Origin of the sequence: Enterococcus silesiacus (genome assembly GCF_001886225.1) — a bacterium.
Lineage (GTDB): Bacteria > Bacillota > Bacilli > Lactobacillales > Enterococcaceae > Enterococcus_L > Enterococcus_L silesiacus.
On the sequence record NZ_JXLC01000035.1, the window covers coordinates 1 to 17,387 of the forward strand.

Consider the following 17,387-nt stretch of genomic DNA (forward strand, 5'->3'; position numbering starts at 1 on the left):
GATACACCAGACGAAAACGGCAATGTGATCGATGATTACCGTATTGAATACCTAGCAGCGCATATCCAAGCGATGAAAGATGCGGTAGAGCTTGATGGCGTAGATTTACTAGGCTATACAACATGGGGCTGTATCGATCTTGTTTCAGCAGGAACAGGTGAAATGAAAAAACGTTACGGCTTTATCTACGTTGATCGTGATAATGATGGCAATGGAACATTAAAACGTTCGAAGAAAAAATCATTTGACTGGTATAAAAAAGTTATTGCGACAAATGGGGAAGATTTGACGAACGCATAAAAAAGGAGGAAATCAGATGAAAAATTTTGGAAAACTGTTAGGGGTTTTAATGTTAGGTTTGTTAGTAGTTGCAGGGTGTGGTAATGGTAATGCGAAGAGCGATGAGGCATCAGCAGCTAAAAAAACACCAGAAGAATTAACTCTGTATATCGTTCGACATGGTAAAACAATGCTAAATACAACAGATCGTGTTCAAGGTTGGTCAGATGCAGTCTTAACGAAAGCTGGCGAAGAAGTCGTAACAGCCGCTGGTGTTGGTTTAAAAGATATTGATTTTCAAAATGCATACAGCAGTGATAGTGGTCGTGCCATTCAAACTGCCAATTTAATCGTAAAAGAAAGCGCAAAATCTTCTGACTTAAAAGTGATTACAGATGAGCGCTTGAGAGAATTTAACTTTGGGACTTATGAAGGTGATTTAAATCACACCATGTGGCAAGATATTGCGGATGATCAAGGAATCACCCTAGAAGAATTTTTGAAAAATATGACGCCAGAATCATTTGCTAATAGTGTAGCCAAACTAGATGCTAAAAATGTAGAAGAAGCTAAAATCAACTGGCCAGCGGAAGATTACAAAACAATCACTACTCGACTTAAAGCAGGTCTAGATGATATTGTTGAAAAAGAAATGAAAAATGAAGGATCGGGTAATGTCTTGATCGCTTCACATGGGTTAAGTATTTCTGCTCTACTGGCGACGTTATTCGATGATTACAAAATTCCAGAAGGCGGTTTAAAAAACGCGAGTGTTTGTACAGTAAAATATAAAGATGGAAAATACACGTTAGATAAAGTCAATGATCTAAGTTATGTTGAAGCAGGGCAAAAAAAGTAGAAAAAGATGTAACTAACAATAGTAAATGAATATTAAAACTCAGCTTCATTCATATAAAATTCGATCAAAGAAACACTTTTGATCGAATTTTGTGTATAATAATAACAAAAAGAAGGAAAAGGGCTAACTATTATGGTAACTATTACAAATTTTCGTGATATCGGCGGTATCAAAAATAAAGCTGGAAAACAAATCAAAAAGAATGTTTTCTTAAGATCAGGTGAATTATCTAATTTAACCAAAGAGGATGAAAAACGCCTGGAAACAATTTACCAATTAGGTAAAATCATTGATTTAAGAAGTGAAGCTGAAGTAGAAGAAAGACCAGATCTGACTGTTCCCAAAGCAGAATATATCCATATTGATATTTTGGAAGATATCCAAGATGAAGGTGCATCGATCGAAGACTTTGTTAAAATTGGTTCTCCAGAGAAATCAGCTGCGTATATGGAAAAACTCTATGCTGACATTGCTTTAAACACGACATCTCAAAAGGGGTACAACAAGTTTTTTGAAGAAATTTTAGCATTGCAAAAGCCAGAAAGTATTTTATTCCATTGTTTTGCAGGGAAAGATCGTACAGGAATTGCAGCCTTATTGGTGTTGGAGACTTTAGATGTACCAAGAGAAGCAATTTATGCAGATTATTTATTAACAAATGATTTGAGAAAACAAGAAAATGCGATGATTTTGGAACAAGCCAAAAAAGCTCAGCTGGAAGAAACAAATTTAGAAGCGTTACATGTTGCTTTAAATGTAGACAACAGCTATTTAGATAATTTTTATCAAACAGTTGAAAAGCAATATGGTGATATTGCTACTTACTTAAAACGAGCGATCGGTATTGATAAGGGAACAAAAGAAGCGTTAAATCATCGTTTTGTATTAGATTAGATGAAAAGAAAAGACAAGAGGGACTTATGAAGAGACAACAGCATATCGAATTATTGAATCGGTGCGTCGAAATTTCCCGCAATGCCCGTGAGCATGGGAATACACCTTTTGGCGCTCTACTAGCTGATAAAGAAGGAACAATTCTTTTAGAGCAAGAAAATATCGAGATCACAGAAAATATCTGTACAGGGCATGCTGAGACAACCTTGGCAGCACAAGCCTCGCAACAGTATAGCAAAGAATTTTTATGGGAGTGCTTGCTATACACCACTGCTGAACCCTGTGCGATGTGTACGGGTGCGATTTATTGGGGTAATATTGGAACAATCGTTTATGCAATGACGGAAAAGCGTTTGTTGGAACTCACCGGTGATAATGAACAAAACCCAACCTTTGATCTACCCTCAAAAGAAATAGTGAGTCATGGTCAAAAAGATATTCAAATCATCGGTCCATTTCCTGAAGTGGAACAGGCAGCAGCTCTTGTTCATCAAGGTTATTGGGATTAATAAAAAGTAGAAATCATTCAGTTGGTTGGATCATTTCTACTTTTTTATTTAGGATAAAATAAAATGTCAGAATTTTCCGAAAGGTTATTGACATCTGTGGAGGTTAAGGCAATAATAGATAAAATCACTTACTAAAAAATAAAAGGGGCGAGACGAATAATGATTATTAAACCATCACTACCGCAGGAAATGACGATTTTTTTCGATGCAGAGAATCAACCAAATAAAAATGTGCAAATGGGAGTGATTATTTTAAAGCCAGGAGAAAAGAGACCATTGGAAGGCTTTGCAAGACATGATCAAGATGAATATTCGTATGTTGTTTCGGGAAAAGCCCATACGATTTTAGAAGATGGACAAGATTTGGTAGGAAAACCTGGTGATGCACAGCTGATCGAAGCAGGAGAAGGTCATATTAATTATAATGATGGCGCTGAAGATGCAGTTGTTGTTTGGCTCTTAGTGGAACGCACATAAAACAAGTTTAGGGGAGAAAAGTATGAAAAAAACACTTAAATCAGTCTTCGGCTTAGTTATGCTGATGACGATTCTATCGGGATGTTCTGGCGGTCAAGAAGCAAAACAAACACAAAAGAATAAGCCAATAAATTTAATGTCACCTTCAGAGTTAACAACGTTGGATACGTCCGTTATGTTGGATTTTCCAGATGCAATCGTCCAAACAGCTGCTTTTGAAGGACTATACGCATTAGATGACAAAGATCAACTGATTCCAGCGGCCGCTAAAGAAATGCCCACAATTTCTGAAGATGGGAAGACCTATACGATCAAGCTACGAGATGATGCTAAGTGGACTAATGACGATCCAGTCACCGCAGCAGATTTTGAATATGCTTGGAAAAAGATGATCGATCCTAAAAATGGTTTTGTTTATAGCTTTTTAGTAGTAGATACGATCCTAAATGCTGAAGAAATTTCAGCTGGGAAAAAAGCGGTAGATGAACTTGGAGTAAAATCGCTGGACGATCAAACCTTGGAAATAAAATTGAAAGAGGCAAAACCATATTTCACGTCTGTTTTAGCTTTTCCAACTTTTTTTCCACAAAACCAAAAGTTTGTTGAAAAGCTTGGTGCAGACTATGGAACAACAAGTGAGAACGTTGTTTACAATGGTCCCTTTACTGTAGAAAATTGGAAGCAAACCGATTTAAGCTGGGATCTAAAGAAAAATGAAAAGTATTGGGATCGTTCAAATGTAAAATCAGATACAATCCATTATGAGGTAGTTAAAGAAGCATCGACCGCCTTGAATCTTTTCGAAGATGGGCAGCTGGATGTAGCGACCATCACTGGAGAACTAGCAAAACAAAATCAAAGTAATCCAGATTATCATTCTTACCCAACTGCAACAATGAATTACATTCGCTTAAATCAAAAACGACAAGGGAAAGATACTCCTTTAAAAAATGAAAACCTAAGAAAGGCTTTGGCACTAGGGATCGATAAAGAAAATCTAGTGAATAATATTATTGCAGATGGCTCCAAACCATTGTACGGTGCAATAACAAAAGGCTTTGTAAGCAACCCTGAAACTGGAGTAGATTTCAGAGAAGAAGCTGGGGATTTAATGACCTATAATAAAGATGAGGCATTAAAATATTGGGAGTTAGCTAAAAAAGAATTAGGCGATAACATCACACTGGATTTAATGGTGACAGATGATGGCTCGTATAAAAAAATGGGCGAAAGCCTTCAAGGAAGTCTAGAAAAATTATTCTCTGGTCTGACTGTCAATGTTTCTGCCTTGCCAACTGAGACAGCGTTAAATCTTAGTCGTGAGAGTGACTATGATATGTTCTTGATTTATTGGACACCAGATTATCAAGATCCAATCTCAACGCTAAGTATGTTGCGGACAGGCAATGATCGTAATTATTCAAATGCTACTTATGATGGATTATTAGATGATGCTTCGCAGAAATATGCGACGAATCTAGAAAAACGCTGGGAGACATTGATTGCTGCTGAAAAAGAAGGAATTGAAACGACAGCTGGTATGATCATCATTAGTCAAAATCAACAATCTGTTTTACAAAATCAACAAGTCAAAGGGCTGAGCTATCACACGTTTGCAGCGCCTTTAACGTTAAAAGATGTCTATAAGGAAGCTGAATAGCTAAAAACTAAGACGAACGTGTTTAGCTCTAAAAATTTATTTTGCTACTAAAAAAATGATGAAATCAAAACGAGTGGACAAAACGAACGCATAGTTTTGTCCACTTTTTTAGTCATATTAATATCTGAAATCATGGTATCGTTGTATGATAGGAGTATCAAAAGCAAATGATTCTAGGCAAAAACGTCTGGATAGCAAAATAAATTAGGAGTGAAGCCAATGTCTAAGCCAGCACATAACAAACAACACAACAATAACGAAATACTCTTAAAAAATATCGAAGAAGAAATTCAGCAGTTTATCTTAAAGCAACATCCTAATTTAACCGGAAATTCAATCATTCTTTTTCCTGAACTTTTAAATTATCGTTTAGATTATATAAAAACAATGATCAAAAGTGATTCACAAACAATGGAAAAATTAAATGAGAATATTGTTCAAAATATCAAAAATAATGAAACTATCTCGAATAATCTAAATACAACTGTGGAAAAAAATTTAACTTTAGGACAGAAGACTGCTGATAAAATCGCGAAATTTGGTGGAAGCTGGCCGTTTATTTTCTTGTTTATTACGGTCTTGGTTATTTGGATCGTTGTCAATTCAACGCAGCTGTTCGGAAAGCCCTTCGACAGCTACCCATTTATTTTGTTAAATCTGGCATTATCGTGCTTGGCCGCCATTCAGGCACCGGTCATTATGATGAGTCAAAATCGTCAAGAATCCAGAGACCGCGAACAGGCAAATAATGATTATAAAGTAAATTTAAAAGCTGAAATAGAAGTCAATTTGCTGCATGAAAAAATGGATTATCTAATTAACAGTCAATGGCAGCATTTAGTCCAAATGCAACATATGCAAATCGAGTTGTTAGGCGAATTGCAAGAACAAATCAATGAATTGAATAGAAAGGAATGAGGAGACAACAGTGCCTAGAAAAATAGAAGTCATAGCTCCACAAGACAAGTGGTCAAAGTGCTTTGAACAAGAAAAAAGCCTGTTAGAAACTATACTAACTCAACAAATAGTAAGCATCGAACATATCGGCAGCACAGCAATCAAAAATAGTAGTGCAAAGCCTGTGATCGATATTTTAATGGTTGTAAAAGCAATTCAAGAAATCGATAGTTACAATTTAGCTTTTGAAAAAATCGGTTATACCTGTCTAGGCGAAAATGGTATTTCCGAGCGCCGCTTTTTTACCAAAGGTGGAGATAATAGAAGTCATCACCTCCATGTGTTTCAAGAAGGCAACACAGAAATCAAACGTCATTTGGTATTTAGAGATTTCATGAATCATCATCCTGAACAAACCGAAGCTTATAGTCAATTAAAAATCAACTTGGCTGAAAAGTTTCCATATGATATTGAATCATATGTTGCTGGAAAAGATGCTTTTATTAAAGAGATCGATCAAAAAGCAAAGATTTGGTATAATAGAACGGCATCTGAAGAAAAAAATTAGGAGAATAACATGAATTATCATCAAGTAACTGAAAATGAATTTAACACACTTGTAGAAATCTGGGAGAGATCAGTTGAACAAACACATGAGTTTTTAAGAAGAGAAGATCTTATAACAATCAAAAAGGAATTACCAACCTATTTTCCTCACCTAGATGTAAAAGTGTGGACGGATCAAGAAAAGCTAATTGGATTTTCTGGTGTAGCTGGGAATAAATTAGAAATGCTTTTTTTAGACCCAAGATATATTGGTCAAGGTTATGGTAAGCAGATAGTCAGAACTTTACTTGAAGAAAATGGCATACAATTAGTAGATGTTAATGAACAAAACCTGTCTGCGAGGCACTTTTATCAAGCGTTGGGTTTCGAAGCATATGAACGCAGCGAAGTTGATGATGCAAGGAGACCCTATCCAATTTTACACTTGCAAATAAGAGCAGATAATCTAAACTAAGAATCTCGACAGACGTTAATGAGCATTATTGTTTAGCTTATGTAGAATAATGTGTATAATTTTATTGTAGTCATTACAAATATAGCTACGGTGAGTAGTCTAAAACGTAATTATTTTAGAAAAATCAAAAAGCGAGATACTCAATAAAAAAACCAAAAAATATTTTTTTTAAAAATAATAAAAATGCTCTAATCCTTTGGAAACACTGTAGGATGGGGTTTTTTTTTGTTTTAAAGTCTAAAAAAAATAAATATAGGGATGAAAAAAATGACAAAAAAATTTATTTTAATAGCATATTACTTGATATAAGAGATTGAGAGATACTATAATAAGTACAAGTCAGCTGTTTTAGCTGCTTAGTTATGGGAGGAGAGAGCATTATGTTTAGTTATACAGATATGATTTTGTCAGTAATGCAGCGAGTTGAAGTCTACAATGAGATTTTTAATGCCATTTCTAAGGAAGTACAAGAGAACAGCTGCAGCCAAGCGATTAACCGAAGAGGGAAAGATACGTATGTATTTTGTCGGACGAATGTTAATCGGTTCTTTGTAGAAGAAGCGAGTTTCAGAAAAAACTTAGTCTTCTATGGCGAAAAAGAAGCAACAAAGATCTTGTTGGAAGGTCTAGATGCTTATAAAGAAGGAATCTACTTCTGGCTGGAAGGATTAAATGATAAATGCGAAGTAATTGATGAAATCAAGTACAAACGCGGATTGAATCGTGCCGAGAGTTCGTTTAGATTGATCAATCAAGCCTGCAAGGAAGCATGTGGAGGCATTCAAAGTGCACATAGTGTACATAAAATGTAAGCTTAGATATTTACAATGAAAATGCTATAATTTGTTTTTGAAAAAGTAATTTAGTTTGTTGGAATAATTTGTATTAGAGATATGTATATCAGATTTTTATTTATTTAGATTGAACTTTCAAAACGGATAAAAGTCTTTCACTCTTTAAACTAGCTAAGAGTGGCTTTTATCAACATTTACTCAACTTTAGAGCCCGCAACAAAACGGTCCAAATCGTTTTGTTGCGGGCTTTTTTTATAGTCTCTGCAAAAATTTTTCGATTAGCATATCCAAGGCACAATCAATTTCAACCGCGTTGACGTCATCTCTAGATAAAAAAAGTGGGGGAGAAGAAACCATATCAATTAGTTTAATGCCAGTTGCTTGTGTGTCGTCTAGAGCGACAGTGATTTGAGGATGCGGGAGGCTCTCACCGCAGGGACCAGCGATTAAATAAGCTAACTCAATTGTCCCTTCATCGATTGTCCGTATTCTATAATAACCGTCTTTAATAAACCTTTTGTCTTCGTTAAAAACAGTGGTCAGCTTATCAAGCTGCTTTTTTCTATTCATATTCTTGCTCCTTTGTAAATAGTGTAACACATGTTTAAAGATAGCCGAAAACGATTAAGGAAGTGTTATAAATCGTCAATTGCTTCAAGTTATATTCAAAACAAATACTATGAATTTTAATAATAAACGATATTATATTCACATAATTCTCAAATATTTATGTTATTTATCAAAAATATGATAAATAAATGATCGATTTATTGTAGACTAACCAAATTAAATAGATTAAACTAATTTTAGTTTAGAAATATATCTTATTTTTATCTTATTAATATTTTTTTCTAAATATAATGATATAAAATCGATATATTAGATAGATGGATGCCTACTAACAAAATGATAAAGGGGAACACTAGATGTACAACATAGGATTTACCTTGCTTGACAACATAAATGAACAGGAATCGATAAATTTACTAAAAAGTAGTCAGTTACATGTGCAGCCAATCAGTAAAGAAAAAATTGCTGAAGCAATGGAAACCTATGATGGTGTCATCATTAAAGAACGTGATTCTCAAAATATCGGTGTAATTTGTGAACTAATCATTCTATTAAAGAAAAAATGCGATACGTTCATTTGGGTGATTTCAGAGCGAACTAATAAAATGAATCACATCGTTTATTTACAGCTTGGCGTAGATGGCATCTTCGATAACGAATCTGATTCAGAAGAATGGAAGCTCATAATGCTCAATGCATTCAATCGATACTCGCAGCTCTGTTCTAAAACAGAAGAACAGCCTAATAAAAAAACTGCGTTTTTCGATCTTCAACTACGACCAGCTAATTTTAGTGTTTTATTGGATGGAGAAGAAATCAACCTAACAAAATTGGAATTTAAAACAATTGAATTTTTACAAACACAAAAAGGAGTCGCTGTTTCTTACGAAGAAATTTACAAAAATGTCTGGAAAAATGAAGGGAGTGATAAGCAATACCGCGTGTCAAACCTGATTTTTCATTTAAGGCAGAAAATTGAAAAAGATGCGGCACATCCTAAATACATTAAAACTGTTCGTTCAAAAGGCTATAAATTAACTGTATAAACTTATTTTTTATAAAAATGATGTACTTATTGAAACACAGATGTCATGGCGGTTGTTTTTGAAAGAAAATACAATGACGGTGACAAAAAGAAAGTGAATAGGTTTTCTCTTTTTTTTACTAATTGTTGAAGCATAAACAAAATAGAGAAAATCAGTGCTCATTTGTTAACGTCCTAAATAGAGAACAGCCATTCTCAATGGACGGATAAACAAAAGTTGAGCGCTAATTTTCCCCTGCATTGTGAATGTATCAAAAAATCAAACAATTGGCAAGAAAAATAGAAATAGATTGTGCGTTCTTTTAAGACAGACGGACAAAAAATGTTAGGGGAGGAGTTGAGAAGAAATGAAAATCGGAAAAAAGTCTTATTTTATTGGACTAGTTATTTTTCTGTTCAGTATTTTAGCGGTTATTTTATTTAATAACTCTAACAAAATTGAAGCAGCTGAGGAACCTTTGATAGAAAATGTTGATCTAAAAACCGAAGAGGACCTGCATAATCAAGAAACAATCACTATTCCCCAAATGGAAGCTTATATGGATGGAACTAATTACCAACCAGCTCAGACCAAAATTGAGAATAAAATCACAGGAAGCATGACAAATGAGCAGTATCAAACACAATATGCTGATTTGAATGCTCAGCAAAATCAAGCATGGAATACTCAATATAATTTCCGACCTGATACCAATGCGGTCCATGTAGCAACTTGGGCTGAATTTAGATCAGCTTTTGAGAATAATAAAGTCTCAAAGATTATACTTGATGCAGATATTTATTATGCCACTGCGATTGCTATTTCTAGAGCAGAATCAATTGAAATAGATGGTCAGGGGCATCTCCTTGAGATGCGAAATGGTTCAATCAATGCCGATGATTTAAGTTCTTTAGCAAGTTTTGGCAAAGCGTTTTCTGATGTACCAGTATTTCACATGCATGATATTCAAATTGCGAATAACACTGGGTATGGAGCGTTAGAGGGGAATCTTGGAACTGCGTGGTCATTTGTTAATGGTAAAGGACAATGGGGAACTGGTGGTTCAACTGGTTCAAATAGAAGATTATGGCGTTACAGAATTGGAAATATTTACACTCCTTATGACACTAGTAAAAAAAGTGATAACCAACGTGTGGGTGGCCGTTTGATCAGTGCTCCTCGTGCTGAGATTAGCATGTATGGTTACAATGTCATCGTAACAGGTGCTGAAAATTTCTATACTGGTGGAATGACATTTGAGCCTAGTACCTTTTATAAAGGCACAAACGCTGAGTATGATTATTCAGTTGTTTGGTTCATGGATAATACTGGTAAAAATGGAGACACTGATTCAACTGGGACAAGGAAGTTTGATATTGGAGAAGGCAGTTTTGTGTATTTAAATTACACAGCCAATGGCACCAATTACCCAGCTGTGTATAACTTTTTTGATGAGCTAAGAGTCGGGAAAAATGCAACTTATAATGCAAACATGCCAGGATCAGCTGCCTATTTTAATGTAGACAATGCAAGCTTTATAGCAGAAGAAGGTTCGACAGTCAATTTACTTTCTCGTGCAGGTAGTCGAGCTACTGTTCAATCTGGTGCAGTAAATGCTACGAATACTGGTTCACAAGCGAATCCTAAAAACACTAAATATGAATTTAAGCCTAAATCAAATGTGTTCATTGTTGGGAATAATAATGGTGGAGTAGTTGCGTATAACTCAACAAATGGAGGAAATCAATTCATATTTGATAGTCCAGAGTCATTTGACATTCGTAATTCGTATAATAGTACAACGACAACCAATGCCTTTTTGGGTGATACAACGTCGAATAGAGGAACCAACAGTTTCACTATAAAAAATTCTGATATATCTATTTGGAATAATCAAGCGGGTATCGATGGTGCTCCAACCTATGACTATTCGAATGTAACAGACTTCACTGTCACAAATGCTTCTGCAAATGGAGGAGTGACAAGCTCCGATCCGGCTCTTCAAAGTCAATATCTTCGTCCAAATTATAAACGTATCTCAGGAATGAATAGTATACCTGAACTAACTTGGACGCCAGTAACTGATGCGGATTTCGACCAACGAACACGTATTTTAATAGGATATACAGCAGTTGGTGGTAGTGATCCGTTTGATGAGGATGGTAATGCAAAAACAAAGCCAGTTTATGCAGATAGTATTCGTAAAGCCTATGTCGACTTTACAGATACTTTAGGCAACACTTTTACCGGAATTAGTACCGATGATAACTATGTACATTGGAAAAAGGCAGATCATACGATACCAGGATTTCAACTTGCCGAGCAAAATATGTTTGGCACACCATATCGTGCATCTTTTGTTAATAATGTCCTGACTCCTTATAGAACTGGGGAAAAGACACCTACAACAGTAATTGACGTCACACCGCCTGAACCAGCAGTTGTTACAGGGGATAAAGTGACAAATGCAATCAAACAATTAATCGGTAAAGATGCTGAACCAAAAGCTAAAATCTATGTTGATATCAACGGGACACGTCAATCAGCAGTCGGAGCAGTTAATGAAGATGGTACTTGGACCTATAACTTACCTCGTTACTTAAATACTGGTGAAACCGTCCAAATCTTCCTAGAAGACAATGCTGGTAAAATCACAGAAGTTTTAGATCCAGCAGCGCCATCGACCAATAGTGATACTGGAAATATCAACCCGGCTACTGAATTGAAATACCGCGATGCCACGTTTAAGGCGGCAACAAAGTATACAGTCGAAGATGCATTACCAGATAAACCACTTATGGAAAAAACAGTTGTTTCTTCTGGCGGACAAACAACCCAAGTTGGGGACGTGTTGACGTATACGTTAACTGCTAAGAATAATAAAGCAGCAACATTGACTACAAATTGGGCAAAAGTTGTGATTACGGATACTCTTCCTGCGGGTTTAGACTTTGATCCAGCAACAGCAGATATCAAAATTAATGATGTAACAGCCGTAAGTCCAGCTGATTATACGTATGATTCTGATTCTCGCGTATTAACAGTTAATGTTGGAAATTTAGCAACAGGCGCAACAGCTAAGGTAACATTTAAAGCAACAGTTGCAGCCAAAGCTGTCGGAACGATCATTACGAACGAAGCAGAAGCAATTGGTGATTCTCCAAGAGAAACCCCATTTGTCGAAGGTCCAAATGATCCAGATGCCAAACATGAAACCTATTCAGCCAAATCACTTGCTGTAGATAATCCTGGCGGCACAGTCTTTGGTGTCTTAGAACTAGCGTCTGCGCCAACGGAAATTGATTTTGGCAGTGTGAAATATCAAGGGAAGAAAACCCGTGTGAATGCTGCTGAACATCATGGTGCTGATCTTGTTGTTAAAGATAGCCGAGCAAATAAAAAAGGCTGGTCATTGACTGCTAAAATGACGACACCGATGACAAGTACGACGCCAGATGCTCCTGTGTATACACTGGATGGAGCAGTCAAGTATGTTTACAAAAACCGTGAAATCACGTTAAATGGCGGTGCGCAAGATATTATGGTACAGACTGCTGTTACCGGCGGAGCGATCGAAGGCGCTACCTATAACATTAGTGATACATGGTCTGAGTCTGGTGACGGATTCAAATTTGAAGTTTCTGCTCAAGATGTGAAAGCACTTGGTTCTTACCAAGGAGAAATTCTCTGGGAATTGGGCGATGCTCCATAAAAGTAAAGGAGATTCTTGATCTATGAGAAAAAAAATCAATTTTTTAATCTTCTCCTTTACTTTGCTATTAACGTTAGCAATCAGCTATCCTTTGACTGCTACGGCTAATAGCAATGGAGGAGAAGTGCAAACGGATGGTGTGATTCGTTTTTATGAAGATAGTTCTTCAACAGAGCCGTCAACAAGCACACAACCATCAAGCAGCACGTCAACTAGCTCAGCCCAAGTTTCTAAACCTGTTGGACGTTATCCGAGCACTGGTGAAATGGTAAAAACAAGTCTTGTATTTACCGGAGTAGCCTTGGTCATTATCGGATTACTTCTGTTTTTCTGGAAACGCAAGAAAGAGAATGAAGGGCGGGATAACACATGAGAAGATTGAAAAAAATAATTAAATTTCTCGTTATGCCAATTGCTGTAATTTCTTTATCAGCGCTTACCAGTAATACTGCATTTGCAGAAACAGAATCAATGAGCGGACCTGGCAAAATCAAATTTTCAGGTGAATATCCGCAAGAGATTGTCGATCCGGAAAAACCCGGTGAGATTGTTGATCCAGGAGAAACACCTCAACTTAAGGGAGATCTGAGAATCGATTTTGTTCCAAAACTAGATTTTTATCAGAATAAAATTTCCGATAAAGATGAGACATACTATGGAAACGCCCAAAATTTCTTTGGTGCAACAAAACCCAGAGGAAACTTTGTTCAAGTCACTGACTTGAGACAAAAGCCGACGGGATGGACGTTACAATTACGTCAAGAAATGCAGTTTACCAACAAAGATACGGAACACAGCGAAATCAACGGGGCAATGTTATCACTAGATAAATCCTGGGTAAGTTCTACTCGAGACTCTAGCGGCGCGCCCCAACTCTCAAAAGAGATCATTAACATAGACAATGTGGGTGCTTCGTATAATTTAGCACAAGCAAATGCTGGTCAAGGTGCAGGAACCTGGATGATTTCCTTTGGTGCATCTGAAGAAAATCAGAACAACCAAAGGAATACACTGGAACCAAGACTAGATCATACTGGTCAAGCAGTTTTAGATCCAATATTTGATAATAAACCTGTCTATTTGAATAAAGCTGTTTCATTATCGATTCCGGGCACAACGATCGTTGATCCGGTACCTTATACTACGGTGTTAACTTGGATATTAGCCGAGTTGCCATAAATAGAAACAACACATAAAAACACACACAAACTAGGAGGAAACACACATGAAAACAAAAACATTATGTTCAGTAGCATTATTAACTTTATTAGGAGTAAGCCTAGCAACACCAGCTGTAGCTAACGCTGAAGCAAAATCTTTACCAACTAATGGTAAAATCAAATTTACTGAAGACAACGATCCTAAAGATGTTGTTGATCCAGAAGATCCAGACAAACCAGTTGTAGATCCTAAAGAGCCAATCATCGTTAACCCAGATCGTGGTTCATTCAGTATCGACGCTGTAACTGAATTAAACTTTGGTGAAGATAAAGTAAAAGCTTTCGCTTCTAACCCAGAATACTTTGCAGCTGCAATCCCAGTAACAACTGCTGATGGTGATGTTACTCGTGGGAACTTCGTACAATTTACAGATGTACGTGGTGTTGCAAACCATAAATATCAAGTAAGTGCACAATTATCAAAACAATTCGAAGCCAACGCTAATGCTGGAACATTCTTGAAATCAGCTACAATCGATTACTCAAATGCAGCTATCACATCTGCTGATCCAGCAGCACAATGGCCTGCAACAACTGTTGCCGGATTCCAATTAGCAGCAGATGCAGCTGGAACAGGCGCTGGTGCTTCAGTAGTAGTTTTAGATAATAAAGAAGCATCTAAAGGAATCGGAACATACACAATTGAATTTGGTCAATATGGTGATGGAACTGCTGATACAACTGCAGAATCTGTTAAATTAACTGTACCAAACACAAACGTTTTACTAGCTGACGAATATACAGCTGAAATCACTTGGACAATCGCTGAAGTATTATAATTTAAACTGAATAAGTAGGTTGAATTATATCGCATACTTTAAGTAGTCATGTTCAAATAAATGGCGAGACAGAAATGATTATTTCTGTCTCAGCCTTTTTAAAGAGAGGGATAGCGATGAAGAAAAAGCATCTATTATTTTTAGTAGCGACATTTATTGTAACAATGCTTATGCCAATCAAGACATATGCAGAAGCAAACAGCGGCGGTAACGCAACTGGATTTACATATGAAACAATTAAACCTGATAATCAGAAGAGTCAAGATACAGGTTACTTTGACTTAAAGATGACACCTGGGCAAAAGCAAACTGTGAAAATCAAACTTAAAAACTTGGCTTCAGAAGAAGTCGAAATTTCAGTGAGATTAAATGGTGCTAAGACAAACGCCAACGGAGTTATTGAGTATGGTCCGACAACAATCAAAAAAGACAATTCATTAAAATATGATTTTGAAAGTATTGTTAAAGCTCCTGAAACGGTTAAATTGCCAGCCAATGGTGAAAAAGATGTCGACATAGAACTTACGATGCCGGAAGCCTCCTTCGATGGAGTGATTTCAGGCGGAATCCAACTGCAAAAAATTGAAAAAGAAGAAGCGTCAAAACCAAAGAAAACGGGCGTTATTAATAAATACGCTTATGTCATCGGGATGCTGCTTTCTGAAACGGACAACGAAGTTCAACCAAATTTAGAATTAAATAAAGTTTATGCAGAATTAAATAACTTTAGAAATACATTTTTTGTGAATTTTTCTAATGTGCAACCTGCCTATCTAGAAAATATGACCACACAAGTTCAAATCATGAAAGACAGTAGTGATGAAGTTTTATACGAAACAAAACGTTCTGGTATGAGAATGGCACCTAATTCTTTGATTGATTTTCCAGTCAGTATGGAAGGCGATCGCATGGTTCCAGGAGACTATCGCGCTAAAATTTTAGTGACTTCTGGTGATAAGAAATGGGAATGGAACGAAAAATTCAAGGTTACAGATGAAGAAGCCGATAAATTTAATAATCAAGACGCTGGTTTAGAAGACGTTCAAACGTTTAACTGGCAGTTGATTGCAGGAATTGTTGGAGGAGTATTAGCATTAGCAGTTATTATCTTCCTAGTAATTAGAACAGTGAATAAAAAGAAACAAGCCAAGAAAAAACAAGCAAGAAAAAAGAAGCCTAAAAAATAATAACGAATGAAGAACAATTATCTAGTTTAAAAAGCTAGCGATACTTTTAAATGAAGGAGGTAAACAAATGACTATATTAGATTGGTTTTTTATTGTTTCTTTGTCCATAGCCAGTGTAGGATTATTATTTGCAGGGACCTCCTTTTATCTGATGATTCAAACTAAAAAAGCTTTAAACAAGGTAAAAAGAACCAAAGTCAAAAAGAAAAAAAAGAAACAAAAAAAACGAAAAATCAGAGAACTAACGAAAAAAAGCAAAAAGCAGTGGACGTTTGGAATTGTGCTAAGTCTTCTATTTGTACTATCAATGTTAAGCGCTAGCTATTCATTGTATTATCAAGCCATGCATTTAAGTCAAAAAGATTCTAAAGCTGTCATTCAAGGTTATTATCTAGTAGGCAATATCGAAAAAGAGCTACAAGCAGCAAAAACAACGGATAATGACATCAAAGCAGGAAAAAACATTAAACTATTAGCAGGGCAGCTTTCGAGCTATGGTATTTATAAAGCAACGATCAGAAATACTGAACAAGGACAAAAAACGTTGAATAAATATTACAAGTCAATGAAAGAGTTAGGAATAAACTTATCCTCTCAAACAGATGGATTTTTCAAAGATGAGATGCTCTTAAATGAATTTGAAGCAGATGTTGCGGCAGTTAAGAAAAATCAAGCAGCAGTTGTCAGCTACTTTAAAATCAATGAAAAAGCGTTGGTAAATAAAAAATAACCTGGTGATTTTATGAAAAAAGCAACTCATAAAAATAGGACGAAACAAAAACCAAAAAAACAAACCGCCCAAACAACAACGAACGCTAAAAAAACAGTTAAAAGAAACGTTCTCACCAATCCTAAAATGCCGTCAAAAAAGCGTAAGAAGAAACGGAATAAGAAAAGAAGAAAAATGCTTCTTCTTTTTGGGGAAATCGGACTCACTTTGTTGGTGACCATTGTGGTGGTCTATCTATTATCTCTGTTTACCTTTTCTTTGGCAAAAGTTGAAGGCTATTCTATGAGTGATACATTGGACGATAAAGATGTAGTTGTTATCAATAAACTAAAGGATATCAAGCGTTTTGACCTAGTCTATATGAAAGTACCTAACGCTAAAGATAAATCAATTCGAAGAATCATCGCTTGTTCTGGAGAAAGTGTATACTATAAAAATGGACAGTTGTTTATTAACGAAGAGGAAAAAGAGGAACGTTTTATTGCCGATTACAAGAGTCAATTTGAAAAAGATGGTATGATGTTTACCGAAGATTTCACATTAAAGACTTTGACGGGAAAATCTACGATACCTAAGGGGAAGTATTTGGTTTTAGGCGATAATCGACCTTATGCAACGGATAGTCGTTATTATCAGCTCGTAGATGAAAAAGAGATCATCGGCACTGTCGAAATGAGAATACTACCGCTACATAAATTACAGAAATTTTAATGCAATATTTGAAAAACACCGCGATTTTAGAGATTCGTAGGTGTTTTCATTTTAGAAGTCAAT

19 protein-coding genes are annotated in these 17,387 nt (G+C 35.9%); 18 read left to right on the plus strand and 1 reads right to left on the minus strand.

Annotated elements, in window-relative coordinates; translation table 11 throughout:
- The 10 genes from RV15_RS16980 to RV15_RS17025 all read left to right on the plus strand — a co-directional run.
- Nucleotides 1-300: family 1 glycosylhydrolase (locus RV15_RS16980; protein WP_139243056.1), on the plus strand; the 300-nt coding region annotated here is incomplete at its 5' end.
- A 16-nt stretch (nucleotides 301-316) separates the two neighbouring features.
- Nucleotides 317-1,138: a histidine phosphatase family protein gene (locus RV15_RS16985; RefSeq protein ID WP_071879190.1), complete on the plus strand. Its 822-nt coding sequence runs from the start codon at nucleotides 317-319 to the stop codon at nucleotides 1,136-1,138.
- Nucleotides 1,139-1,270: 132 nt separating this feature from the next.
- A complete protein-coding gene (locus RV15_RS16990) occupies nucleotides 1,271-2,032 on the plus strand; it encodes a tyrosine-protein phosphatase (RefSeq protein ID WP_071879191.1) in 762 nt (253 codons plus the stop codon).
- Nucleotides 2,033-2,058: 26 nt separating this feature from the next.
- Nucleotides 2,059-2,541 carry a nucleoside deaminase gene (locus tag RV15_RS16995; protein WP_071879192.1) on the plus strand — a complete coding sequence of 161 codons (483 nt, stop codon included), beginning with the start codon at nucleotides 2,059-2,061 and terminating at the stop codon, nucleotides 2,539-2,541.
- Between the two features lie 159 nt (nucleotides 2,542-2,700).
- Nucleotides 2,701-3,018 (plus strand): cupin domain-containing protein, encoded by a 318-nt coding sequence (locus RV15_RS17000; RefSeq protein ID WP_071879193.1) that lies wholly within the window; start codon nucleotides 2,701-2,703, stop codon nucleotides 3,016-3,018.
- 22 nt (nucleotides 3,019-3,040) lie between these two features.
- Complete coding sequence (locus RV15_RS17005) at nucleotides 3,041-4,678, plus strand: peptide ABC transporter substrate-binding protein (protein WP_071879194.1); 1,638 nt, start codon at nucleotides 3,041-3,043, stop codon at nucleotides 4,676-4,678.
- Nucleotides 4,679-4,897: 219 nt separating this feature from the next.
- Nucleotides 4,898-5,596, plus strand: coding sequence for a DUF1003 domain-containing protein (locus RV15_RS17010; protein ID WP_071879195.1), 699 nt, complete (start codon nucleotides 4,898-4,900; stop codon nucleotides 5,594-5,596).
- Nucleotides 5,597-5,606: 10 nt separating this feature from the next.
- The gene (locus RV15_RS17015) at nucleotides 5,607-6,143 is read left to right on the plus strand and encodes a GrpB family protein (RefSeq protein ID WP_071879196.1); all 537 of its coding nucleotides are present in this window, start codon (nucleotides 5,607-5,609) and stop codon (nucleotides 6,141-6,143) included.
- Nucleotides 6,144-6,152: 9 nt separating this feature from the next.
- Nucleotides 6,153-6,596, plus strand: coding sequence for a GNAT family N-acetyltransferase (locus tag RV15_RS17020; protein ID WP_071879197.1), 444 nt, complete (start codon nucleotides 6,153-6,155; stop codon nucleotides 6,594-6,596).
- A 380-nt stretch (nucleotides 6,597-6,976) separates the two neighbouring features.
- A complete protein-coding gene (locus tag RV15_RS17025) occupies nucleotides 6,977-7,408 on the plus strand; it encodes a hypothetical protein (protein WP_071879198.1) in 432 nt (143 codons plus the stop codon).
- A gap of 234 nt (nucleotides 7,409-7,642) precedes the next feature.
- Here the strand turns inward: RV15_RS17025 and RV15_RS17030 are convergent, their stop codons facing one another.
- Nucleotides 7,643-7,960: a hypothetical protein gene (locus tag RV15_RS17030; RefSeq protein ID WP_071879199.1), complete on the minus strand. Its 318-nt coding sequence runs from the start codon at nucleotides 7,958-7,960 to the stop codon at nucleotides 7,643-7,645.
- A 356-nt stretch (nucleotides 7,961-8,316) separates the two neighbouring features.
- Between RV15_RS17030 and RV15_RS17035 the strand changes: the two genes are divergently transcribed.
- The 8 genes from RV15_RS17035 (at nucleotide 8,317) to lepB (ending at nucleotide 17,324) form a co-directional block, all read left to right on the plus strand.
- Nucleotides 8,317-9,006, plus strand: coding sequence for a winged helix-turn-helix domain-containing protein (locus tag RV15_RS17035; protein WP_071879200.1), 690 nt, complete (start codon nucleotides 8,317-8,319; stop codon nucleotides 9,004-9,006).
- 346 nt (nucleotides 9,007-9,352) lie between these two features.
- Entirely contained in the window at nucleotides 9,353-12,697 is a 3,345-nt protein-coding gene (locus RV15_RS17040; RefSeq protein WP_071879201.1) for an isopeptide-forming domain-containing fimbrial protein, read from the plus strand.
- 22 nt (nucleotides 12,698-12,719) lie between these two features.
- Complete coding sequence (locus RV15_RS17045) at nucleotides 12,720-13,070, plus strand: LPXTG cell wall anchor domain-containing protein (RefSeq protein WP_071879202.1); 351 nt, start codon at nucleotides 12,720-12,722, stop codon at nucleotides 13,068-13,070.
- Nucleotides 13,067-13,876 carry a WxL domain-containing protein gene (locus RV15_RS17050; protein ID WP_071879203.1) on the plus strand — a complete coding sequence of 270 codons (810 nt, stop codon included), beginning with the start codon at nucleotides 13,067-13,069 and terminating at the stop codon, nucleotides 13,874-13,876. Before RV15_RS17045 ends, RV15_RS17050 begins: the two co-directional genes overlap by 4 nt.
- Before the next feature lie 46 nt (nucleotides 13,877-13,922).
- Nucleotides 13,923-14,696 (plus strand): WxL domain-containing protein, encoded by a 774-nt coding sequence (locus RV15_RS17055; RefSeq protein WP_071879204.1) that lies wholly within the window; start codon nucleotides 13,923-13,925, stop codon nucleotides 14,694-14,696.
- A 116-nt stretch (nucleotides 14,697-14,812) separates the two neighbouring features.
- Nucleotides 14,813-15,883 carry a WxLIP family cell surface protein gene (locus RV15_RS17060; RefSeq protein WP_071879205.1) on the plus strand — a complete coding sequence of 357 codons (1,071 nt, stop codon included), beginning with the start codon at nucleotides 14,813-14,815 and terminating at the stop codon, nucleotides 15,881-15,883.
- A 67-nt stretch (nucleotides 15,884-15,950) separates the two neighbouring features.
- Nucleotides 15,951-16,613, plus strand: coding sequence for a hypothetical protein (locus RV15_RS17065; protein WP_071879206.1), 663 nt, complete (start codon nucleotides 15,951-15,953; stop codon nucleotides 16,611-16,613).
- A 12-nt stretch (nucleotides 16,614-16,625) separates the two neighbouring features.
- Nucleotides 16,626-17,324, plus strand: coding sequence for a signal peptidase I (gene lepB / locus RV15_RS17070; protein ID WP_245791428.1), 699 nt, complete (start codon nucleotides 16,626-16,628; stop codon nucleotides 17,322-17,324).
- Nucleotides 17,325-17,387: the final 63 nt, after the last annotated feature.

Coding starts and splice junctions, on each gene's coding strand:
- RV15_RS17060 (WP_071879205.1), top strand. CDS start 14,813: ATGAAGAAAAAGCATCTATTATTTTTAGTAGCGACATTTATTGTAACA.
- RV15_RS17045 (WP_071879202.1), top strand. CDS start 12,720: ATGAGAAAAAAAATCAATTTTTTAATCTTCTCCTTTACTTTGCTATTA.
- RV15_RS16995 (WP_071879192.1), top strand. CDS start 2,059: ATGAAGAGACAACAGCATATCGAATTATTGAATCGGTGCGTCGAAATT.
- RV15_RS17055 (WP_071879204.1), top strand. CDS start 13,923: ATGAAAACAAAAACATTATGTTCAGTAGCATTATTAACTTTATTAGGA.
- RV15_RS16990 (WP_071879191.1), top strand. CDS start 1,271: ATGGTAACTATTACAAATTTTCGTGATATCGGCGGTATCAAAAATAAA.
- RV15_RS17000 (WP_071879193.1), top strand. CDS start 2,701: ATGATTATTAAACCATCACTACCGCAGGAAATGACGATTTTTTTCGAT.
- RV15_RS17020 (WP_071879197.1), top strand. CDS start 6,153: ATGAATTATCATCAAGTAACTGAAAATGAATTTAACACACTTGTAGAA.
- RV15_RS17040 (WP_071879201.1), top strand. CDS start 9,353: ATGAAAATCGGAAAAAAGTCTTATTTTATTGGACTAGTTATTTTTCTG.
- RV15_RS17050 (WP_071879203.1), top strand. CDS start 13,067: ATGAGAAGATTGAAAAAAATAATTAAATTTCTCGTTATGCCAATTGCT.
- RV15_RS16985 (WP_071879190.1), top strand. CDS start 317: ATGAAAAATTTTGGAAAACTGTTAGGGGTTTTAATGTTAGGTTTGTTA.
- lepB (WP_245791428.1), top strand. CDS start 16,626: ATGAAAAAAGCAACTCATAAAAATAGGACGAAACAAAAACCAAAAAAA.
- RV15_RS17035 (WP_071879200.1), top strand. CDS start 8,317: ATGTACAACATAGGATTTACCTTGCTTGACAACATAAATGAACAGGAA.
- RV15_RS17025 (WP_071879198.1), top strand. CDS start 6,977: ATGTTTAGTTATACAGATATGATTTTGTCAGTAATGCAGCGAGTTGAA.
- RV15_RS17005 (WP_071879194.1), top strand. CDS start 3,041: ATGAAAAAAACACTTAAATCAGTCTTCGGCTTAGTTATGCTGATGACG.
- RV15_RS17065 (WP_071879206.1), top strand. CDS start 15,951: ATGACTATATTAGATTGGTTTTTTATTGTTTCTTTGTCCATAGCCAGT.
- RV15_RS17010 (WP_071879195.1), top strand. CDS start 4,898: ATGTCTAAGCCAGCACATAACAAACAACACAACAATAACGAAATACTC.
- RV15_RS17030 (WP_071879199.1), bottom strand. CDS start 7,960: ATGAATAGAAAAAAGCAGCTTGATAAGCTGACCACTGTTTTTAACGAA.